We start from the raw sequence: 21,018 nt of genomic DNA, 5'->3' as shown, positions 1-21,018 counted from the left end.
CATGCATGTGACCGCCCTCCCGTTACACCTCTCGTCCGAGATGCGGCGCTATGCGGCGCTCGACCAGCGACTTCTGGCCGCCGCGGGCAGCATTCGCATCCTGCCCACGGTTTCGTGGCCGGCCTCGGTCGAAGAACGGCTTATCGAGGAGTTCGGGGCAGGACGCGTATCGATCCCTGACATTCGCTACCGTCCGCCGATGCTGGATGACGCCCGGGCGGAACTGGAGGCCATCGAGGCGGAGGCCGATGAGGATCACCCGATCGCCGACTACCTGCGGCGCACCGCCGAGTCATGGCGGATCGCGGCGGACATGCTCCATGCGGCCGGCACCGAGCGGGTAACCGATACGTCCGTGCTGCTCTACGGCAAGCCGGGCGACGCCATACCCGGCAGCAACCGCAGCAACCTCGACGCCGCACGCTACTTCGTGGATCTGGCCAACGAACTGGGTGCCGACCTCGAAACCGAGGACGCCACCGGCAGCATTCCGGCCGAGGAACTGCGCCGCGACATGGCCGAGCGTCTGGACGCGTTCTTCGCCCCGGGCACCATCTCGGTCGAGGTCGATCCGGAACTCACCGCCAAGGCCGCGGCCGGCGCCACCCGCATCCGCCTGCGCGGGGGCGTGCGATTCACCGAATACGATCGCCACCAGCTGCTGGCGCACGAGGCCTTCGTGCATTCGCTCACGGCCCTGAACGGCCGTGAGCAGCCGGTGCTGGCGTCGCTGGCGCGCACATCGCCGCGCGTGACGGCGACACAGGAAGGGCTGGCGGTGTTCGCCGAGCTCATGTCGGGCGCCATCGACATTTCCCGGCTGAAACGCATCAGCCTGCGTATCCTCGCGATCGACATGGCGCTCCATGGCGCCAACTTCGTCGAGGTCTTCCGGTACTTTCGGGAGTGTGGGCAGAACGTACCCGACAGCTTCCACTCGGCGCAGCGCGTGTTCCGCGGCGTGCCGCTGACCGGCGGTTCGGCGTTCGCGAAGGACAACGTCTACCTCAGCGGCCTGCTCGCGGTGCACACCTTCTTTCGTTGGGCGCTGCGCCAGCGCCGGCTCGACCTGCTCCGCAACCTCTTCGCCGGCAAGCTCGCCCTGCACGACGTGATGAGTCTCGAAGCCCACTTCGAGAGCGGCGACATCGCCCTGCCGCGCTACCTGCCGCCGTGGATGCAGCACGTGCACGGGCTGGCGGGAAAACTCGCCTTCTCGCTGTTCGTGAACCACATCCACATGGCTGGGGTAGAGGCCGAGGAAATTTCGCTCGGGCTCTGAACGCGCGGCCCCCGATCCGTACGGGGACGCACGGTCATGCAATGCAGATATGCCCCGGGTTGATAGGTGGGAATCCGTATCACAGCTTGTCGCATTGCCACACAGTTGCCGCAGCGGAGCCTGCACCGCCCGGTGCTAACATGGCCGCTTGCGTCGCGGCCCGACGGGCCGTCCGCCCCTACCTACCCGTTACGTCCCACAGGATCCCATGGCCATCTCCGAGGAACTGAGGCAAGCCGCTCTCGAATATCACCGCCTTCCCCGTCCGGGAAAGATCAAGGTCACGCCGACCACATCGCTGCTCACCCAGCGCGACCTGTCACTGGCGTACTCGCCAGGCGTCGCCGCCGCGTGCGATGCGATCGTCGCGGACCCCAGGCAGGCAGCCGAACTGACGGCGCGCTCCAACCTCGTGGCCGTGATCTCCAACGGCACGGCGGTCCTCGGCCTGGGTAACATCGGCGCGCTGGCGGGCAAGCCGGTGATGGAAGGCAAGGGCGTGCTGTTCCAGAAGTTCGCCGGCATCGACGTGTTCGACATCGAGATCGATGAAACCGACCCGGACAAGCTGGTCGACATCATCGCCAGTCTCGAGCCGACCTTCGGCGGCATCAACCTCGAGGACATCAAGGCGCCCGAGTGCTTCGTGGTCGAGCGCAAGCTGCGCGAGCGGATGAAAATCCCCGTGTTCCACGACGACCAGCACGGCACTGCGATTATCGTCGGCGCGGCAGTGATCAACGCGCTGCTGGTCACGGGCAAGAAGATCGAGGACGTGAAACTTGCCACCACGGGCATGGGCGCCGCGGGGATTTCCTGCGTCGACATGCTGGTGACCCTGGGCATGCGCAAGGAGAACATCCTCGCCTTCGACCGCGACGGCGTGCTGCACAGCGGCCGCACCGACCTGGACCCGGACAAGCAGCGCTACGTGCGCGATACCGACAAGCGCACACTGGCCGAGATCGTCGAAGGCGCGGATATTTTCCTTGGCCTTTCCGCCGGCGGCATCCTCAAGCCGGACATGGTCGCGACGATGGCGGAACGGCCGATCATCTTCGCGCTCGCCAATCCGAATCCGGAGATCCTGCCGGAAGACGCCAAGGCCGTGCGCCCGGACTGCATCATGGCGACCGGCCGTTCGGACTATCCGAACCAGGTGAACAACGCGCTGTGCTTCCCCTACCTGTTCCGCGGTGCGCTCGATGTGGGCGCCACCGTGATCAACGAACAGATGAAGGTGGCCTGCGTGCAGGCCATCGCCGAACTCGCGCGTCGCGAGTCGTCCGACGTGAGCGCGCGTGCCTATGGCGGCAAGCCGCCGAGCTTCGGCCCCGACTACCTGATCCCGCAGCCGTTCGATCCGCGCCTGTTGATCCAGCTGCCTCCCGCGATCGCGCAGGCGGCGATGGACTCCGGCGTTGCGGAGCGTCCGATCGAGGATTTCCCCGCATATATCGAGAAGCTCACCAGCTTCGTATTCCGCACCGGCCTGCTGATGAAACCGGTGTTCGACCGGGCGAAGGCCGATCCCAAGCGCGTGGTCTACGCCGAGGGTGAGGAAGAGACCGTGCTGCGCGCCGTGCAGACGGTGGTGGACGAAGGACTGGCGCGCCCGATCCTGGTCGGTCGTCCCGACGTCATCGAGAAGCGCATCGCGCGTGCGGGCCTGCGCATGAAGCCAGGCGTCGACTTCGACATGTGCAACATCCATTCGGATCCCCGCTTCGAAGGCTACTGGCGCCTGTACCACTCGATCATGGAGCGCAACGGCGTCACGCCCGCCTCGGCGAAGGCCGTGGTCCGTTCGCGCCCCACGGTAATCGCGGCGCTGATGGTGGAACGCGGTGAGGCGGACGCGATGATCTGCGGCCTGGTGGGCAACTACCAGAGCAAGCTCGGCTACATCTGCGACATCATCGGCCTGGACGAAGGTGTCGCCGAAGCCTCGGCGATGGCCGCGGTGGCGACGGAACAGGGCACGTTCTTCTTCCTCGATACCTACGTGCAGGAAGACCCCAGCGCGGCGCAGATCGCCGAGGCCACGCTGCAGGCGGCCATCCGCCTGAAGCTGTTCGGCATCCAGCCCAAGATAGCGCTGCTGTCGAATTCCAACTTCGGCAGCCGCGAAACGCGCAGCTCGCGGAAGATGCGCGAGGCACTGGGGCTCATTCGCGAGCGTGCGCCCCGGCTCGAGGTCGAAGGCGAGATGCAGGCCGACGTGGCACTAACCCCGGAACTGCGCGAGCGGATCTTTCCGAACTCACGACTCGAGGGTAAGGCCAACGTCTTCGTGTTCCCGAACCTCGACGCGGCCAACACGGCCTACAACATGGTTCGCGTGCTGTGCGACGGCGTGGTGATCGGCCCGATCCTCATGGGCGTGGCCAAGCCAGCCCATATCCTCACCCCGCAGGCCACGGTCCGCCGGGTGGTGAACATGACCGCCGTGGCCTGCGTCGAGGCGCAGATCCGGGCAGGAAAGCCGAGGACGGTCGTAAACGATTGATTTACCTAGATGACTGTAGGAGCGCGCCCTGCGCGCGACAGTTTTTACCTTAGCCTGCGAGCTGGCGCGCCAGCTCCAGGTCACGGCCTCAAAACATGTCGCGCGCGGGGCGCGCTCCTACGGGAAGGTCCGGTTTAACACGATCCAAATCCCGCGCGTGGAGACCTTGCGCTATCATTAAAAGGTTTTCCCGCCATCCCAGCGGCCCCACATAGTCCCCATGAGCGCGCGTTATGCGCGAGCGGAGCATCCATGGACCAGTTCGACGACATCCTGAACCAGGACCTCGACCCCACCGAAACCCGTGAATGGGTCGAGTCGCTCAACGCCGTCATCAATCATGACGGTACTGAGCGCGCGCATTTCCTGCTGGAGCGGATGGTGGATTCCACCCGTCGCGCGGGCGGCTACCTGCCGTTCGACCCGACCACGGAGTACCTGAATACCATTCCGCCGCACATGGAAGCGCGCAGCCCGGGCGACGCCGCCATCGAATGGCGGATCCGTTCGTTGATCCGCTGGAATGCCCTGGCCACCGTTGTGCGCGCCAACCGCAAACCCGGCGACCTTGGCGGCCACATCTCCAGCTTCGCCTCGTCGGCCACGCTGTACGACGTGGGCTTCAACCACTTCTGGCGTGCTCCGAGCGCCGACCATCCGGGCGACCTGGTGTTCCACCAGGGCCATTCGGCGCCGGGCGTCTATGCGCGGTCGTTCCTGGAGGGCCGCCTCGGCGAAGACCAGATGGACCTCTTCCGCATGGAAGTGGCGGGCAAGGGCCGCGGCCTTTCGTCCTATCCGCACCCCTACCTCATGCCGGATTACTGGCAGGTGCCGACCGTCTCCATGGGTCTTGGTCCCATCCAGGCGATCTACCAGGCACAGTTCTGGAAGTACCTCGAGCATCGCGGCCTGATACCGAAGAGCGATCGCAAGATCTGGTGTTTCATGGGCGACGGCGAGTCGGACGAGCCGGAGTCGCTGGGTGCTATCTCCCTGGCAGGTCGCGAAGGCCTCGACAACCTCATCTTCGTCATCAACTGCAACCTGCAGCGTCTCGACGGCCCGGTGCGCGGCAACGGCAAGATCATCCAGGAACTGGAAGGCGTCTTCCGCGGTGCCGGCTGGAATGCCATCAAGGTCGTCTGGGGCAGCTACTGGGATCCCCTCATCGCCCGTGACACCACGGGCAAGCTGCGCCAGCTGATGATGGAAACCGTGGACGGCGAGTACCAGGCGTGCAAGGCCTTCGGCGGCGCGTACACGCGCGAGAAGTTCTTCGGCAAGTATCCGGAAACGGCGGCGCTGGTCGCCAACATGTCCGACGACGATATCTGGCGCCTCAACCGCGGCGGCCACGATCCGCACAAGGTCTACGCGGCCTATCACGCGGCCGTGAATACCACGGGCATGCCCACCGTGATCCTCGCCAAGACGGTGAAGGGCTACGGCATGGGCGCCGCCGGCGAATCGCAGAACCCGGCGCACAACCAGAAGAAGATGGACGCCGACGCGGTGCGCGCGTTCCGCGACCGCTTCAACATCCCCGTGCCGGACGACAAGCTGGACGACGTGCCGTATTACCACCCGGGCAAGGACTCGGAGGAAGTGCAGTACATGCTCGAGCGCCGCCGCGCGCTCGGGGGCTCGCTGCCGCAGCGTCGCCGCAAGGCCGACCAGTCGTTCAAGGCGCCGACGCTCGAGTCGTTCGAGCAGATCACCAAGGGCACGGGCGATCGCGAGATCTCGACCACCATGGCCCTGGTCCGCGGCATGAACCTCATGCTGCGCGACAAGGAACTCGGCCCGCGCCTGGTGCCGATCGTGGCCGACGAGGCCCGCACGTTCGGCATGGAAGGCATGTTCCGCCAGATCGGCATCTACGCGCCGTTCGGCCAGAAGTACCGTCCGCAGGACGCCGACCAGCTGCTGTACTACCGCGAAGACCAGAAGGGCCAGGTGCTGCAGGAAGGCATCAGCGAAGCCGGCGGCATGAGCGCATGGCTCGCCGCGGGCACCAGCTACAGCATCAGCAACGTGGCGATGCTGCCGTTCTTCATCTACTACTCGATGTTCGGCTTCCAGCGTATCGGCGATCTCTGCTGGGCGGCGGGCGACATGCGCGCGCGCGGCTTCCTCATCGGGGGTACGTCGGGTCGCACCACGCTGAACGGCGAAGGCCTGCAGCATGAAGACGGCCATTCGCACCTGCTGTCCGGCGCGATCCCGAACGTGGTGTCGTACGATCCGACCTTCTCCTACGAACTCGCGGTGATCCTGCAGGACGGCACGCGCCGCATGATGCAGGAGCAGGAAGACGTCTACTACTACATCACCGTGATGAACGAGAACTATGCCCATCCCGACCTGCCGAAGGGCAGCGAGGAAGGCATCGTCAAGGGCATGTACCTGTTCAAGGACGGCGTCAAGGCGAAGAAGAACGAGCCGCGCGTGCAGCTGATGGGCTCGGGCACCATCCTCCGCGAGGTCATTGCGGCAGCCGAACTGCTCGAGAAGGATTTCGGCGTCACTTCCGACATCTGGTCGGTGCCGAGCTTCTCGGAAGTCCGTCGCGAGGGTTTCGACGCCGAGCGCTGGAATCGCCTGCATCCGGAATCGCCGCAGCGCGTGCCGTATGTCACCGGCCTGCTCGCCGATCGCCAGGGTCCGGCCATCGCCGCGACGGATTACGTCCGCGAGTTCGCCGACCAGATCCGCGCGTTCATGCCGGATGGCATGCGTTACACGGTGTTGGGCACGGACGGCTTTGGCCGTAGCGACACACGTGCCAACCTGCGCAGCCACTTCGAAGTGGACCGCTACTGGATCGCCCATGCCGCGCTGGCCGCGCTGGCGAAGGACGGCAAGGTCAATGCCAAGGATGTCAGCCGCGCCATCAAGGAATACAAGCTGGACATGGACAAGCCGAATCCGATGTCGGTCTGACCGTCCAGGCGTGGAGCATCACGAAGGCCGGGCCATCCCGGCCTTCGTCGTTTCCGCATCACGCGCCGTCGATGGGTCCGGTGGTAATCCTTACCCATTCCCGATCTCGGACTCCGTCATGCGCCTGACCGCCTTCGTTCTCGTCGCCTTCGCCCTGGCCGGATGCGCCACCATGCCGCCGGACCACGGCTCCCGGTCACGCCTGCTCTACATCGCCGGCAGCAAGGTGCCGTGCAGCAACGGCACGATGAAGACCGAGTGCCTGCAATTCCGTGAGCAGCCCACGGAGCCCTGGCAGGCGACCTATGTGCCGATCGAAGGGCTCGACTGGCAGTCGGGTAACGAATACCTGCTGAAGATCACCGAAGTGCATCCCAAGCACGCAGCGGCGGATGCCTCACGCGTGCGTTGGCACGTAGACAAGGTGGTCGAGCAGCATCCTGTGCAATAAGAAAGTTCTTCGTGCATTTCAGGGGATGGCAGCCTCGACGGTTACTTTCCGCCACGCGTGCGCGTTGTAGGGGCGCGCCCTGCGCGCGACCGCTCTTCGGCGCAGTCCCGGAGTTGGCGCGCCAGCTCCAGGCCGCGGCCTCAACACATGTCGCGCGCGGCGCGCGCTCCTACGAGGAGGGTATCAATCGTCGTCGCGCAGTGCGTGGCGGATCAGGAGGAACGTGCCTATTGCCGCTGCGGCAATGCCGATGGTTACGGCAGGGTGGCGCTGCACGCGCCGGCGCATCTTGCGGTACTGGTACGTGGCCTCGTCCGCGAGGTCTTCGGCGAGGTAACGGATGCGCTGGTCGTTGGCGGTACGCGCAAACTTGCCCGTGATGCGGCGGCTGCGGTCTAGCATGTCGGTGCCCGTACTCGCCGCCTCGTCGGCGTAATGACGGACGCGGCCGGAGACCCCGTTGACGGCGCTCTCTACCTGGCGCGCGAACTCGCGATTTCTGCTCATCGGATGGCTCCCTTGCTGCGTGGTTATACGTCGCAAACTCTGCGATCCGCGCCGTGAGGAGCGCGTAAACAGGAGGTGCCGAATTGCGCCGCGATTCAGCGTTCGGGTTTCGGTGCGAGTCGTCATCGCCACCGAGTTCAGAGGCTGTGCGGTAGGCGGGACGCGCATGGCTCCATGGCAGGCGATTTTTCAGCCTGTGGAGGTCAGCGATTCCTGGAGTTTCCTGGTCTGCTCGGGAAACGCCTTGCCTTCCTCCACGACAGTCTGGGCGACGCGCTTGCGCGCCTCGTCGTCGCGCCGCAGCGCGCGTAGCGCCTTCACCTGGTACAGGGTGACGGTGATGCGGTTCGCTCCGTAGGCCTTCTTCGCGGCAGCATCGAGGTAGGGCAGGCCTTCCGCCGCGTTGCCGTTCTCCACGAGCCGGCGCCCGTAGCGGTAGTTGTACACGTAGTCTTCCGGGTAGGCGGCGATCAGCTGCTTCTCCAGCGTGTCGAGTTCCTCGCCGGCCTTCGCGCGCACGAGGTAGACGCGCAGGTTGTCGGCGATGTTGCGATCGCTGCGCAGGTCGCCGTGGAGCTTCGTGCGGCTGAGGTCGATCCCCTTGCGCAGTACTGCCTGCTCACCCTCGCGATCGCCCAGCGCGGCATCGAGGTCCGCCGCGGTGAGCACCGCGCTGCGCTGGTCGGCACACGCGGGCGTGCCGGTGAATACCTGGGAGGCGAGGTACTTCTCATAGGGAGCCTTCTGCGGCGTGAGCAGGCTGCGCCGCGCATCGGGCTGCCGCGACTTGCTCGCTCCGATCAGGTCGTCGAGCACGTAGGGATGGTCGCAACCGATCCTGCCCGCCAGGACCCTGGTCGCGGCATCGATGATGCCGTTCTCGTCTTTCTTGTCCTTCGCCTGCAGGAGCAGCAGGCGCTGCCTCCCGAGTGCAACGCGCTTGTCCTTGTCGGATACGTTGCGCACCATCGACGGCAGTGTTTCGAACCAGGCCATGCCTTCGCTGCCCTGGTAGCGCAGCTGGTAGGTGTCGAGCACATCGGCGACGGCGGCCAGGGAGCCTTTCGCCGCGTCGGCCTTCTGCTTCGACAAGCGCGCATCGCCGGAAAGGATGCCCGCCACCTCCTTGTAGAACGCCGTGCGCGGCCGTTCGGCGAGGATGCGGCCGAGCTCTTCGCCATCGGGTCCCACCAGCACGTAAGTCGGAAGGAAGTGGACGTCGAGCTTCTCCATCCATGCCTTGTCGTCGGGCTTGTCGGCGTCCGCTTCGTAAAACACGACCTTACCGGTCAGGTCGTTCCATTCCTTGCCGTTAAGCACGTGGCTCGCCATGAAGTAACACGAGTAACACCACACCGCCTGGAAATCGGCCAGTACCGGCTTGTGCTCGCGCTTGCCCTGGGCGAGCGCGTCATCGAGGCTGGCAGATTCCTTGTGCGCGGCGGTGGCCGTCGCAACCAGGCCGAACATCAGGACAGCGAGCAGTCGCCTCATGGTGGTTTCTTCCCCTTTGGAGGTATAGACGTCCACCTAATAACACGGCTTGGGGGTCCGTGTCAGATCGTGCCGCTGGCGCCTTCGATGGGTTCGGGGTCCGAGACCAGGCCCTGGCGACGGCGCAGGGACGGGAACCACCACATCCACAGGCCGACGACGACGAGGGTGCCGATGCCGCCGACCAGTGTCGCGTTGACCGCACCCATGGCCGCGGCGAGCAGGCCCGACTCGAACTCGCCCAGCTGATTGGACGTGTTGATGAAGATGGCGTTCACCGCGCTTACGCGGCCGCGCATGTCGTCCGGCGTCTCCAGCTGCACCAGCGCCGCGCGGATCACCATGCTCACCATATCGAACGCTCCCAGGGCGAACAGTGCCATCACGGAAAGCCACAGTACGCTCGACAGGGCGAAGACCAGGGTCGCCACGCCGAAGCCGGCCACCGAGGCGAACATGATCGGCCCCACCCGCCGCTCCAGGGAATGCCGGGACAGCCAAAGCGACATCAGCAGGGCACCCACCGCTGGCGCGGCGCGTAACACCCCGAGGCCCCAGGGGCCGGCATGCAGGATGTCCTTTGCGAAGATGGGCAGGAGCGCCGTGGCACCGCCCAGCAGCACCGCGAAGAGGTCAAGCGAGATCACGCCGAACACGGCCGGGCGGTTGCGAATGAAGTGGATGCCGGCGAACAGGCTCTTCAGCGTGGCCGGCTCGCGCCGTGGCAGCAGGTGGTCGTAGGCGAGCCGCGACATCAGCAGCAGTGCGACGAGGTAAAGCAGCGCGGAGACGCCGTACACCGTGGCAGGGCCGGCGACGTAGAGCAGGCCGCCCAAGGCAGGGCCCGCAATCATCGCGGCCTGTCCCGCGGCGGCGTTCGCCGCCATGGCGCGCGGAAGCACCTCCTTCGGCACCAGTGCCGGCAGCATGGATTGCAGTGCCGGGAACTCGAAGGTCTTGGCGAGGCTGACCACGAAAACCAGGGCAAGGATGCCGGCTTCCGTCAGGTGCCCGGAGAGGCTGAAAACGGCCAGCAGGGTGATGGCGATCCACTCCACGGCCTGGCACATGGTGACGATGCGCCGCCGGTCGAACTGGTCGGCCACGTGGCCCGCGGGCAGGGCCAGCAGCACCGAGGGCACGAACTGCACAAGGCCGATAAGGCCGAGGTCCAGGGCGCGGTGGGTGATCTCGTAGACCTGCCAGCCCACGGCCACCGACATCATCTGGAAGCCGAAACTGGAGGCGTTCTTGGCGAACCAGAACTGCACGAAGGCGCGGTAACGAAACAGCGAAACCGCTCCCGGGGACGAGGAGGACATCGGCACTCCTTGAGAATTTATGCGGATTTTACACGCGCACATGGCGCGTTGATCGGCGTGGCCGTATCGGGGAAGCTAGGTCCTTTCCGCAAGGGGTCCGCAAGATCATGCGCCGTATCGCCACCCTCATCGCCGCCGCCGCGCTCGCCACCGCCTGCTCGTCGCCGCAGGACCAACAGGCCGCACAGGCTCCCGCCCCGGATAACCGGGCCGACGAAGCGGCCAGGAAACTGGAGATTTACCAGCAGCTGTTGAAGCTGCATAACGACGGTCCGGCGGTGCAGATCGGTCACGAGATCGTCGATAAATACCCCGATACGCCTGCGGCCGCCGAGGTGAAGAAGACCCTCGACGAGTTGGAAACCAGCTACAAGGCGGCCAGTGAAAAGGCGCGCCTGAGTGCGCTGTGGCTCTACCAGACCTCCCCCATGCAGGGCGGAACGCAAAGCACGGCCACCCTCCAGTCGAGCCGGCCTGCCGGCGAGCAGACGGTGCGCCTGATCCTGCGCCGGCACACGGCCTGGGGGCAGAGCGTGTTCCTCTACGCCACCACCGGCAAGGGTTTCGTCTGCAAAGGCGATTGCTCGCTGAAGGCGAGCTTCGACGGCAAGCCGAAGACCCTCAAGGCCTTCCGTCCGCCCACCGGCGAGCCGGCGCTCCTGTTCCGCAACGATGCGCAGTTCCTGAAGGACCTGGCGAAGACAAAGCGCCTGACGATCGACGTGGTGACGATCAGCCGTGGCGAAACCACGCTCACATTCGAAACCGGCGGTTTCGATCCGGAGAAATGGACGCCGTTGCCGAAGAAGAAATGACGTGACCGCTAATGCAGGAACAGCTTCTCGGTGATCCGGGTCAGCGGCCACTCCAGCATCGAGTTCACCTTCGGCGGAAGGTCCAGAGGACGCAGCAGCATCTTCACTGTCATCTCGGCGGGAATATGCCGCTTCAGCAGGCCCTCGGCACGCGAGATGATGCGGCGGAACTCGGCGTCGTCGTGCGCTTTTTCCGGGTAGCGCACGTTGAAAACATGGCGCAGTGCGATGTCGCTGTCTTCGTTCTTGATCTCGCGCAGGCGCTTCAGAAGGGTGCGGAACGTGCTGATCCTGCCGATGCCGTCGCGTTGGCGGTAGATGCGGAAGTGCTGGTAGAAGTGCTTGTAATGCCGCACTTCGTCGCTCTTGATGAGGTTCGTCAGTTCACGCAGCACGGGCTCGTCGGTCACGTCGTTCAACGCGCGGTAGAGACTGGCCGTACCGGTCTCGACCACGCAACGCGCGGCCAGCTCGAGCCCGCGGTTGGGCTCCAGTTCCTCGGACGTGCAGACCGAACCGTAGTGCGCGAAAAAATTCCTGAAACCGGTATCCCAGTCGAACTCCGGCCACACGTGGCGCACGTAGGCCGCAAGCGCGCGGCCATGCTGCAGTTCCTCATGCTCCCAGTGGTCACGTAGCCATCCCTGCAGTTCGTCGTCGCCGGCGAAGTGATCCACGAGGTTGTGCGTGTACAGGTCCGATCCGCTTTCGACGAAGGACGCGCTGCACAGCAGCAGGAACAGGTCCTCGTTGTCCCTGACCTTCCCGATGTCGATCCGGGAGAGATCCAGTGTTTCGAGCGTCCATGGCAAGGTGGCGGCATAGCTCACTGCTGATGTTCCCCGGTCTCTGTCTGTCGCCCCCGTCGGGCCATGGCAGGATTGTGACAAAGGCGGGCGCCCCGCGCATCACGCAAGGTTTAACGCACCACCGTGACCGGGACGTGCGCCCTGGCGAGCACGTCGGTAGAGGTGGAGCCGACCAGCCAGCGGGCCAGTGCGCCCCGCCCGGTGTGGCCGATCACGATGTGGTCTACCTCGTGCTGGGCCACGTAGGAGAGCAGAGCGTCGCCCGGGCTGCCGTGCACGAGGTCCACCTCGACCGGCACCCGGGACGCGGGGCTCAGCGCGGCCACCTCGGCGCGCAAGGCCGCCAGCCGCTCCTCGCCGTTGTCGGTCATCATCAGGGCGGACGTGTCGGCGCCATTTTCGATCTGCAGCACCGACACGACGTGCACACGGGCACCGGCGCAGGCCGCCAGTTCCAGGGCGAACAGGCAGGCGCGACGGGCGGTTTCGGAGCTGTCGTAGCCAACCAGGATGTGCTTGGGCATAAGGGAGGTCCTCGGCGGGATGACTCCATAGTAGGCCTGCGGGCCTTTCCCGCGAAGCGGTTCACGGGGCGTCCACCTGGACGTGCCTGCCCTGAACGGGTCGAAATCCACTTCGTCTTTCTTCACAATCGTGAGTGGAGAATCCGCCTCGCAGTTTCCTGCCATCTTTCCCACGGAGAACGAACATGATCAAGCGCATCACGGGTATGGCCGCCCTGGTACTGGCGGCGGCAGGTTCCTTCAGCGTCCAGCCGGCCCAGGCCGCGGAGGCCGCGACGAAGTGCCACATGACCTTCAATACCACGGGTTGGGCGGCGATCTACAAGAAGGCCGACGGCCGCGGTCACGTGCGTTGCGACAACGGCCAAAGCGCCGACGTGATCATCCATGTGCGGGGCGGAGGCCTGACTGCCGGCAAGTTCAGTATCGAGGGTGGCAAGGGCGAGTTCACCAACGTCAAGGGACTCCATGAGGTCTATGGCGAGTACGCCAATGCGGGCGCGAACGCCGGCGTGGTGAAGAGCGCCGAAAGCTCCGTCATGACCAAGGGCGAAGTCTCCCTGGCCATTACGGGTACCGGACGCGGTTTCAATCTCGGCGTCGACCTCAGCAGGTTCGAGATCAAACCGCTCAAGTGATAGGGAGACGGGGCGCCCATCGGGCGCCCTTTTTCTTACAAACGTCATGGGCTGGCGCAACCCCGTGACGCCGCGAGTACACTCACGGCATTCCATTCTGCATCCTGAGGTTCCACCATGCGTCGCCTCCTCACCTTCCTCGCGCTGTGCATCGTGACCGCCACCGCCTGGGCCGCCGCGCCCGCCGTGGGCGACAAGGCTCCCGGCTTCCACCTGCAGGACCAGAAGGGCGACTGGCATACGCTGGACACCCACAAGGGCAAGTGGCTGGTCTTGTACTTCTACCCGAAGGACTTCACGGCCGGCTGCACCACTGAGGTCTGCACCTACCGCGACGACACCGCCAAGCTGCACAAGGCCGGCGCCGTCGTGCTGGGCGTGAGCCTCGACGACGTCAAGTCGCATAAGGAATTCGCCGAGAAGTACCACGTGCCGTTCCCGCTGCTCTCGGACGCTGACAGCGCCGTGGCCGTGAAGTACGACGTGCTGACCACCACGGCGAAGGGCCAGAAGTATGCCCGTCGCGAAACCTTCCTCATCGACCCGGCAGGCAAGATCGTCAGGATCTATAAAGACGTGGATCCGGAGAAGAACTCCGGCCAGGTCCTGGCCGACATCGCCGAGCTGAAGAAGGCGGGCGCCTGATCGTGTTCGGTGCCGCCAAGGGCGCGAAGCGCTCACGTCCGTTCGCGACCTGGCGCATCGTCGTGTGGCTGGTCATGTTGCTGGCCGCCGTCGGCTTCGTCATCAATACCTATGCGTCGGTGGTCCTCGCCGGTGCCGTGGGCGCGGTGAGCCCCGAGGCCATCGCCGCCGGTGCCGGCGATCCGCGCGTGGGCATGATGTGGTCGCTGGCCTATGCGCTGGCAGCCTTCGCGGTCGTGGTCGTGACCCTCGGCACCTTGCGCTGGCGCGACTGGGGTCGGCGGGCGATGCGCGTCGTCGCCCTCCTGTTGCTGGTCTGGTCGGCTTATACGGCCTGGGTGTCGTTCGACCAGTGGCAGCAACTGGGCGTGGTGCTGACCCAGGCCGGTCTGCCGGCGCAACTGCTCGCCGCGGGGGAAAAGCACCGCACGATCCTGATCGTCGGGCTTGTCCTCAAGGTGGTCTCGGTTCCCGTACTCGGTTGGCTCTCATGGGTGCTGGGCAGTGCGCGCGTTCGCCAGCAGTTCGCCCGGCTCCCGTTCTGAGCGGTTCAGCGGGCATTCGCCCGCTGCCCGGTATCGAATGGGCTTTGCATCGGCCCTAGCCATGACCGCACGCCTACCGATCGCCGCAGCCCTCCTTTGCTTCGCCGGTGGCGTGTCCGCGCAGGACCCTGCTACCACTTGCCACATCGCCAGCACCTACGACCTGACGGTGCGCCCCGAGGCCCTGGTGTTCGACCGGGCCGAGCCGGCGCCCCGTACGGTCCGTATGCATGACGGCACGCTGGAGACCGACGGCAGGCGCGTGGCGCTTCGCCCGGACGAGCAGGATCGGGTGACACTCTTCGAACGCCAGGTGCGCGCCCTCGTGCCCAAGGCGAAGGCCATCGCCACCGACGGTGTCGACCTTGCAGCACGAGCCGTCCGTGACGAAGCGTCCACGGCCGCGCCTGCAGCGCTGGCCAGTGGCGAGCTCGACCAGGTGTTGAAAAGCCGCGTCGCGGATATCAAGCGGCGCATCGCCGCGAGCCAGAGCACACGCGACTGGCAGGAAGACGCCATGCGCGCGTATGCCCAGGAGATCGTGGCGGACGTCGGCCCTATCCTTACCAATGAGGTAGGCGGGGAGGCCATGCAGTTGGCCATGAACGGCGATCTGCAGGGCGCGGCGGCCCTGCGCGATCGCGTCGCCACCGTGTCGACAGGCGGGCAGGCGCGCGTCGTCGCACGGCTCGAGGCTTCGCTGCGGCCCCGGATCCAGGCCCTGTGTCCCTCTATCCACCAGCTGGTGGACTTCCAATCGGGGCTTCGCGACGCGTCGGGTAAGCCCTTGGTTCTGGTTGAGCAGGGCGAATGACCGGGCGCTGACTGGTATCTGGCGCGTTTAGCGCGGGCTAAGTGCCGCAGGGCTAAGGTCCGCCCCATGGAAAACACTTCGAATCGCGTCGTTAACGGTTTGATAAAACGTGTGATCGCCGATCGCGACCTCTATCGCCAAGCCGCGCGTGGGGTCCGCGAACCTGGCCTGAAGGTCATTCTCGAAGAATCAGCCGATTCGCTCACCGCGCTTGCCCACGACTTGCAGGGCCAGGTGAGCGCCACCGGTGGACGCCCGGCCACGGCCGGCGGTGCCATGAGTGGCGTGCGCCGAACGATGATGGATGCCTCCGCCAAGCTGTCCCATGATCCGGACGTGACTTACATCCGGACGCTGGAACAGATGGAGCGCCGACTGCTCGACGCGTTCCTGCGCCTCGAGGCGACCTCGGGCGATCGCGCCATGGTCGGCCGGCACATGGCGCGCCTTCGCTTGTTGCACCTGGACATGACCAACCTCGGCAGCGCCGCCGGACGCTGAACCCGGTGTGTTCAAGCCGCCGTGCGCATGTCGCGCAGCGTGCGATGCAGGTGAATGTCCGCCGATACGCAAACCGGGTGCGGCGACATGAGCGTTTCCCTGTCCGCGAAATAATTGGCGAACGCAATGGCGTCTGCAGGATCCTGGCGAATGGCGATCTGCATGCCTTCACGGAAAACGCCCCAGGCGTGGCCTATATCGGCAATGTGATATTCGATGGTGTGCGGCAGCATCTGCGTGGCCAGGCATACGCCATGACGGCGTGTTCCGGACAGGATGGCCTGCATGAGGGCGGCGAGAGAATAAGATAAGTCTGAAAAATCAGATTTTTTTTTTGAGCAGATTCTCAACGCCTTCCTTTCGTTCCTCGCCCATCGCGTAGCGTAGGTGGCGGGTGTAACCAACCCTCGATTTCCAGGTTGCGGCTGGTCGGTGGCATGAGCGTGCAAATGTCGGTGTCCGCTGGCCGTCGTTGTGCGGCGCGCCTGCCGCGCAACGACGAGTAATCTCAACGGCACCATGGTGTGCCTCCGAACAGGCCCTAACGTTTACGGTAACCTTCGCGCCGTACGACGAGTGACACATCTCACGGACGGCGGCTGCAGCTTTCCGCCGGCGAGGAAAGACATGATTCTGCGCACGATCATTGCCGACGATCATCCCGTGGTCCTCATGGGTACCCGTGCGGCGCTCGAAGCAGCAGGCGATATCGAAGTGGTTGGCGAGGCCGCCAATGGCGACCAGCTTGTCGATCTCCTGGCTTCGCGTCCTTGCGATGTCGTCGTGACCGACTTTTCCATGCCAGGTGGCCGTCATGGGGATGGACTGTCGTTGATCGACCTCGTGCGCCGCCGCTATCCGCGTCTTCCCGTCGTGGTGTTGACGATGGTCAACAACGCCGCCGTGCTGCAGACCATTCGGGCGCGCGGGGCGCTGGGGCTGTGCGACAAGCGCGCCCCCCTCAAGGAGGTGGCCGTCGCCGTGCGTCATGCCGCCGCCGGGCGCCCCTACCTCAGCGAGACGATTCGCCGTCAGTTCGACCATGCCGGCGTGTACAACACGCCCGATGCGACACGGTTGTCGGCACGGGAGATCGAAGTGGTGCGGCTGTACGTCAGCGGCATGTCCATCTCCCAGATCGCCGAGCGCCTCAGTCGCAGCGTGAAGACCGTGAGCCGGCAAAAGCGCGACGCCATGCGCAAGCTGGGCGTCGATCACGACAGTCGCCTTTCCGAGTACGCCCGCGAGCGCGGCCTCTCCTCCTGACCCTGCCGGAAGTCAGGGGGTGACCAACCACCCATGTGTTCGCAGCGCGATCGGCTTAAACCCTGGAGCTGCCGGGAGCATCCTACCCGCGACAACCAGGGGAGAAGGACCATGCGTCATCCGTTCATAGCCGGCACCGCCGTTCTCGCACTGACCCTCGCCGCCTCGGCAGGGCAGGCCAGGACCGTCGGCTTCAGCACCGATACCTGCGACCACGATTACTCCACGCCGTACGACGTGGACGTAACCTCCGCAGGGCTGTTTTTCCATCGCACCGGTGGTGTCCCGGCCAAGGTCTTCCTGCACGACGGTGCCCTGCGCGTCGACGGGAAGGACGTGGCGGTGTCGCGCGCGGACGCTGAAGTCCTGCGCCGCTACGAGGACGGGGTGCGGAAGCTGGTTCCCCAGGTGGCCGAGATCGCGCGGGAAGGCATCCAGATGGGCTTCTCCGCGATGACCAGCGTCACCCTGACCTTCGCCGACGGCGACCAGCGCGCGAACATGCTGGAAAAGCTCAAGCGCAAGCAGGCTCAGGCGCTGCGCGAGATCGACGAAGGCATCGGTGCCGGACACTGGTCGTCGAACCGCATGACCGAAACTGTCGCAGGTTCGGTCACTGACTCCATCGGCGAACTCGTCGGCTCGGTCACCTCGAGCGCGGTGACGGCCGCCCTGTCGGGCGATTCGACCAAGGTGGCCGCGCTTCAGGCCAGGGCCGAGTCGCTTGACAAGACCATGGACCGCGAGATGGACAAGCGCTCCCATGCGCTCGAAGCCAAGGCCAAGACCATCTGTCCCCGGCTCAACGAGCTTGCCGAACTGCAGCGGGGCTGGAAGGTGCGCCTGGACAACGGCAAGCCGCTCGAGCTGATGACGATCAAGCCGAAGCACGACCACGACAGCGATCACGACGAGGATCACGACAGCGACCGCGAGGACAAGAAGGTCGCCTCGTTCTGATCCCTCGTCGCTTCAGGCGGACTGGCGGTCCAGCCAGTCCACGAGGTTGCGTACCGTGTCGCCGTAGAAGGTGCGGTACATCTCTTCGGTGACGTAGCCGATGTGCGGTGTCGCCTGCACGTTCGGCAGTGTGCGGAAGGGATGGTCTTCCGCCAGCGGCTCCTCGTCGAAGACATCGACGGCCGCACCGGCGATGCGTCCCGAACGCAGCGCGTCCACCAGTGCAGCCTCGTCCACGATGGGGCCGCGCGAACTGTTCACGAGCCTTGCCGTCGGTTTCATCGCGGTGAGGTCGGCGGCGCCGATCAGGCCGTGCGTGCGTTCGCTCAGGCGGACATGGACAGTCAGCACGTCCGACTGGGCGAGCAGTTCCTGCTTCGAAACCCGCCGCACGCCGAGCGCGCTCGCGGCCTCTTCCTCCAGGTTCTGGCTCCAGGCGATCACCTGCATGCCGAAGGCCTGGCCGATACGCGCCACCTTCGAGCCGATGCGCCCCAGGCCGAGGATGCCCAGCGTCTTGCCGTGCAACTCCGAGCCAAGCCCTACCTGCCAGCCACCGGCGCGCACCGATGCCGCTTCGGGGGCGATGCCGCGCATGAGACCCAGGATGGCTGCCCAGGTGAATTCGATGGTCGGCGTGGAGGAGTAGTTCGTGTTCACCACCTCCACGCCGCGTGCCGCCGCCGCATCGAGGTCGATCGACGCGTTGGCCCGGCCGGTGGATGCGATCAGGCGAAGGCGGGGCAGGGCGGCGATGAGTTCCCCCGTCATCGGGGTGCGTTCGCGCATGACGCAGGCGGCGTCGAACGGCTGGAGCCGCCGAACCAGCACGTCGTGATCGGCCACATGGTCATGGAAGACGGTGATGTCAGCGCGGACTTCGAGCGGCGACCAGTCGGCGCTGCGCATCGCGACGTGCTGGTAGTCGTCGAGGACGGCGATCCGGATGCGTGCGTCGTTCATGGTGGTTTCCGTCGAAGGCGAACACCTAGCATCCGCGCCGTCACGGGGTGAGGCAAGTGACGACGTTTTTAACTTGATCGGTTCAGCCCCCCTGCGATGATGCGATCGATACTCCAGGTGCCTGCGCCGGATAGAACGAGTGTGACGAGGCCCGCCAGGTAAAGCAGGTCGCACTCATAACCCGGTTGACCGAAATGGGCGACACCGCCTTGTACCGACATCAGCTTGATCGAGCTGAACCCGTAAGGCAGATGGACCGTGAACGTCGCCACCAGCAGCACGACGATCATCGGGATGCTGGCGAGCGTGACGAAGGCGCCGATGACGATGGCGAAGCCGCCGAGGATCTCGATGGCCACGGTCAGCCACGACATCAGTTCCGGTGCCGGCACGCCGATGGCGGCGAGGATCCCCGCGAACATCTCCGGGCCGCGCAAGAGTTTGGCGAAGCCGTGCTGCATGAAGCCGCCACCGATAACCAGGCGCAGCACCAGCGGTGCCCAGCGCGAGAAACGCGACGGCCGTTCGAACAGCAGGGAAGCCAGGCCGGTGCCGGCGGGCGATGCGCTCATCGTGGATGCTCCTTGGTCGGGTTCAACCAGGGCTGACCGGCCTTTGCAGGAAATCCTTTCAGGCACGTTCGCAAGAAATCATGCGGCGCACGGATCAAAATGAGCTTTTAGCTCCCATCCCCGAGGCCATTCCCATGCCACTCACCCAACTCGACAGCAACGCCGCCTTGATCGTCGTCGATCTCCAGAAAGGGATCGTCGCCATGCCGACCATTCATCCTTCCGCGGACATCGTGGAACGTTCCGCTGCAATCGCGCGCGCCTTCCGCGCCAGCCGCCGTCCCGTCGTCCTGGTGAATGTGGATGCCGGTGCGCCGGGCCGCACGGATGCCGGCCATCGCCAGCTACCCGACGATCCCGAATTCGCCGCCTTCGTCCCCGAGCTTGAGCGGGCGCCGAGCGATCATGTCGTCACCAAGAAGCGCTGGGGTGCCTTCCTCACCACCAACCTCGATGCCTGGCTGCGCGGTAAGGGTGTGGAGCAGGTGGTCATCGTCGGCATCGCGACGAGCATCGGCGTGGAGTCCACCGCGCGCTTTGCCAATGAGCACGGCTATCACGTGGTGATGGTTACCGATGCCATGACCGACTTCGACATCGGTGTGCATGAGAACAGCATCACGAAGATCTTCCCGCGCCTCGCGGAGACGACGAGCACGGCGGACTTCCTGGCGAAGCTGCAGGCCTGAATCAACCCTCAGGAATGGGGGTCGTGCGCGTCACCGAGTGCCATGCCGCCGCCGAGCCCCAGGCCGGCGCCCATGGCCCCGCCACCCATTCCGCCGCCTCCTTTGCCGCCACCCGATCCTCCTTCGCCCTTGCCGCCACCCTCGCCCTTGCCGCGTGCGCCTGCGGCGATACGGGCGGGGCCCTGCCTCCCTCGGTACGACGACTCGATCGGAAACGGGCTCGAGGTCGAGCACCTTGCGGATGAAGTTGCGCAGGGAAATCACCAGCGCATCCGTATGCGTTGGCCGGCCGGCGGCCAGTTCGGTCGCCGCGTGCGCGGCGAGTTCAACCTGTTCTTCCGTGCCGAGCAGGATGATGTCCGATAGCGCTGCCTCGACGGCATCGCGCATGCGCCGCGCGCGGTCTCCGGTTGCGCCGGCATCGGCACTGCCTTCGGACTGCGGCTCACGGTGCAGCAGGTCGCGCAGGTGAGTCGGATCGACGGCCAGGTTGCCGGTGAACGATCCGCCCAGCGTCTTGTAGGCGGCAATCAACGTGCGCAGCCGCTCGTTGATCTGCCGGTTCTCGCGCTCACGTCGCTGTTGTACGGTCTGCATCGCCAAAAGCCGGATGCCGACGCCGATGAGCGTGATGACGGCAAGCCCCACGAAGGTCGAGAGCAGGGCCTGCCAGGAACTGAAGTCGAGGTTTCGCATGGCGTCGTCCTTACGGCCGGAGGTCAGCAACCACGTGATGATCCCATGCCGTGACGTCAGCGTATGGTAG

Annotated in this window: 21 protein-coding genes and 1 pseudogene; 13 read left to right on the top strand and 9 right to left on the bottom strand. The window is 65.4% G+C overall.

The features are described from left to right. Nucleotide 1 precedes the first annotated feature (1 nt). From VGM71_RS12340 to VGM71_RS12325, 4 genes are all read left to right on the top strand, one after another. Complete coding sequence (locus VGM71_RS12340) at nucleotides 2–1,282, top strand: flavohemoglobin expression-modulating QEGLA motif protein (RefSeq protein WP_331545526.1); 1,281 nt, start codon at nucleotides 2–4, stop codon at nucleotides 1,280–1,282. A gap of 208 nt (nucleotides 1,283–1,490) precedes the next feature. Then, a complete protein-coding gene (locus VGM71_RS12335; RefSeq protein ID WP_331545524.1) occupies nucleotides 1,491–3,791 on the top strand; it encodes an NADP-dependent malic enzyme in 2,301 nt (766 codons plus the stop codon). 252 nt (nucleotides 3,792–4,043) lie between these two features. Beyond that, on the top strand, nucleotides 4,044–6,737 hold the full coding sequence (aceE, locus tag VGM71_RS12330) for a pyruvate dehydrogenase (acetyl-transferring), homodimeric type (protein ID WP_331545522.1): 2,694 nt from the start codon (nucleotides 4,044–4,046) through the stop codon (nucleotides 6,735–6,737). Between the two features lie 118 nt (nucleotides 6,738–6,855). After that, nucleotides 6,856–7,188: a DUF4377 domain-containing protein gene (locus VGM71_RS12325; RefSeq protein ID WP_331545520.1), complete on the top strand. Its 333-nt coding sequence runs from the start codon at nucleotides 6,856–6,858 to the stop codon at nucleotides 7,186–7,188. Nucleotides 7,189–7,371: 183 nt separating this feature from the next. Here VGM71_RS12325 and VGM71_RS12320 read toward each other — a convergent pair whose 3' ends face one another. The 3 genes from VGM71_RS12320 to VGM71_RS12310 all read right to left on the bottom strand — a co-directional run bounded on the left by VGM71_RS12320 (nucleotide 7,372) and on the right by VGM71_RS12310 (nucleotide 10,511). Continuing rightward, complete coding sequence (locus VGM71_RS12320) at nucleotides 7,372–7,695, bottom strand: hypothetical protein (RefSeq protein ID WP_331545518.1); 324 nt, start codon at nucleotides 7,693–7,695, stop codon at nucleotides 7,372–7,374. A 189-nt stretch (nucleotides 7,696–7,884) separates the two neighbouring features. Further along, nucleotides 7,885–9,189 (bottom strand): thioredoxin family protein, encoded by a 1,305-nt coding sequence (locus tag VGM71_RS12315; RefSeq protein ID WP_331545516.1) that lies wholly within the window; start codon nucleotides 9,187–9,189, stop codon nucleotides 7,885–7,887. Nucleotides 9,190–9,251: 62 nt separating this feature from the next. Beyond that, a complete protein-coding gene (locus VGM71_RS12310) occupies nucleotides 9,252–10,511 on the bottom strand; it encodes an MFS transporter (protein ID WP_331545514.1) in 1,260 nt (419 codons plus the stop codon). A gap of 107 nt (nucleotides 10,512–10,618) precedes the next feature. Here VGM71_RS12310 and VGM71_RS12305 point away from each other — a divergent pair, with 107 nt between their 5' ends. Next, the gene (locus VGM71_RS12305) at nucleotides 10,619–11,326 is read left to right on the top strand and encodes a hypothetical protein (protein ID WP_331545512.1); all 708 of its coding nucleotides are present in this window, start codon (nucleotides 10,619–10,621) and stop codon (nucleotides 11,324–11,326) included. An 8-nt stretch (nucleotides 11,327–11,334) separates the two neighbouring features. Here the strand turns inward: VGM71_RS12305 and VGM71_RS12300 are convergent, their stop codons facing one another. Together VGM71_RS12300 and VGM71_RS12295 are read right to left on the bottom strand one after the other, a co-directional pair. Then, nucleotides 11,335–12,156: a ferritin-like domain-containing protein gene (locus VGM71_RS12300; RefSeq protein ID WP_331545510.1), complete on the bottom strand. Its 822-nt coding sequence runs from the start codon at nucleotides 12,154–12,156 to the stop codon at nucleotides 11,335–11,337. Nucleotides 12,157–12,245: 89 nt separating this feature from the next. Then, complete coding sequence (locus VGM71_RS12295) at nucleotides 12,246–12,659, bottom strand: universal stress protein (protein WP_331545508.1); 414 nt, start codon at nucleotides 12,657–12,659, stop codon at nucleotides 12,246–12,248. A gap of 185 nt (nucleotides 12,660–12,844) precedes the next feature. Between VGM71_RS12295 and VGM71_RS12290 the strand changes: the two genes are divergently transcribed. The 5 genes from VGM71_RS12290 (at nucleotide 12,845) to VGM71_RS12270 (ending at nucleotide 15,802) form a co-directional block, all read left to right on the top strand. Continuing rightward, the gene (locus VGM71_RS12290) at nucleotides 12,845–13,297 is read left to right on the top strand and encodes a hypothetical protein (RefSeq protein WP_331545506.1); all 453 of its coding nucleotides are present in this window, start codon (nucleotides 12,845–12,847) and stop codon (nucleotides 13,295–13,297) included. Nucleotides 13,298–13,414: 117 nt separating this feature from the next. Next, nucleotides 13,415–13,942 (top strand): peroxiredoxin, encoded by a 528-nt coding sequence (locus VGM71_RS12285; protein WP_331545504.1) that lies wholly within the window; start codon nucleotides 13,415–13,417, stop codon nucleotides 13,940–13,942. A gap of 2 nt (nucleotides 13,943–13,944) precedes the next feature. Continuing rightward, entirely contained in the window at nucleotides 13,945–14,487 is a 543-nt protein-coding gene (locus VGM71_RS12280; RefSeq protein WP_331545502.1) for a hypothetical protein, read from the top strand. A 61-nt stretch (nucleotides 14,488–14,548) separates the two neighbouring features. Continuing rightward, nucleotides 14,549–15,301, top strand: a complete 753-nt coding sequence (locus VGM71_RS12275; RefSeq protein WP_331545500.1) for a DUF2884 family protein — start codon at nucleotides 14,549–14,551, stop codon at nucleotides 15,299–15,301. Between the two features lie 66 nt (nucleotides 15,302–15,367). Continuing rightward, nucleotides 15,368–15,802: a PA2169 family four-helix-bundle protein gene (locus VGM71_RS12270; RefSeq protein ID WP_331545498.1), complete on the top strand. Its 435-nt coding sequence runs from the start codon at nucleotides 15,368–15,370 to the stop codon at nucleotides 15,800–15,802. A gap of 11 nt (nucleotides 15,803–15,813) precedes the next feature. On the opposite strand, the gene VGM71_RS12265 is transcribed toward VGM71_RS12270, so the two are convergent. Then, nucleotides 15,814–16,323 carry a hypothetical protein gene (locus tag VGM71_RS12265; protein ID WP_331545496.1) on the bottom strand — a complete coding sequence of 170 codons (510 nt, stop codon included), beginning with the start codon at nucleotides 16,321–16,323 and terminating at the stop codon, nucleotides 15,814–15,816. A 106-nt stretch (nucleotides 16,324–16,429) separates the two neighbouring features. Here VGM71_RS12265 and VGM71_RS12260 point away from each other — a divergent pair, with 106 nt between their 5' ends. Then, nucleotides 16,430–17,068, top strand: a complete 639-nt coding sequence (locus VGM71_RS12260) for a response regulator transcription factor (RefSeq protein WP_331545494.1) — start codon at nucleotides 16,430–16,432, stop codon at nucleotides 17,066–17,068. A 111-nt stretch (nucleotides 17,069–17,179) separates the two neighbouring features. Beyond that, a complete protein-coding gene (locus VGM71_RS12255) occupies nucleotides 17,180–18,028 on the top strand; it encodes a DUF2884 family protein (RefSeq protein ID WP_331545492.1) in 849 nt (282 codons plus the stop codon). 12 nt (nucleotides 18,029–18,040) lie between these two features. Here VGM71_RS12255 and VGM71_RS12250 read toward each other — a convergent pair whose 3' ends face one another. Both VGM71_RS12250 and VGM71_RS12245 read right to left on the bottom strand, forming a co-directional pair. Beyond that, nucleotides 18,041–18,991, bottom strand: coding sequence for a D-2-hydroxyacid dehydrogenase family protein (locus tag VGM71_RS12250; protein ID WP_331545490.1), 951 nt, complete (start codon nucleotides 18,989–18,991; stop codon nucleotides 18,041–18,043). Between the two features lie 68 nt (nucleotides 18,992–19,059). After that, nucleotides 19,060–19,563, bottom strand: coding sequence for a DoxX family protein (locus tag VGM71_RS12245; protein WP_331545488.1), 504 nt, complete (start codon nucleotides 19,561–19,563; stop codon nucleotides 19,060–19,062). A gap of 134 nt (nucleotides 19,564–19,697) precedes the next feature. Here VGM71_RS12245 and VGM71_RS12240 point away from each other — a divergent pair, with 134 nt between their 5' ends. After that, a complete protein-coding gene (locus tag VGM71_RS12240) occupies nucleotides 19,698–20,252 on the top strand; it encodes a cysteine hydrolase (protein WP_331545486.1) in 555 nt (184 codons plus the stop codon). Nucleotides 20,253–20,260: 8 nt separating this feature from the next. Here VGM71_RS12240 and VGM71_RS12235 read toward each other — a convergent pair. Further along, nucleotides 20,261–20,948: pseudogene (locus VGM71_RS12235) on the bottom strand (hypothetical protein). Nucleotides 20,949–21,018: the final 70 nt, after the last annotated feature.

The sequence above is a fragment of the Luteibacter sp. genome (assembly GCF_036499525.1).
Taxonomy (GTDB): Bacteria; Pseudomonadota; Gammaproteobacteria; order Xanthomonadales; family Rhodanobacteraceae; genus Luteibacter.
The sequence above is the reverse complement of the archived record's forward strand: the minus strand, read 5'-3'. Positions and strand labels throughout refer to the sequence as shown.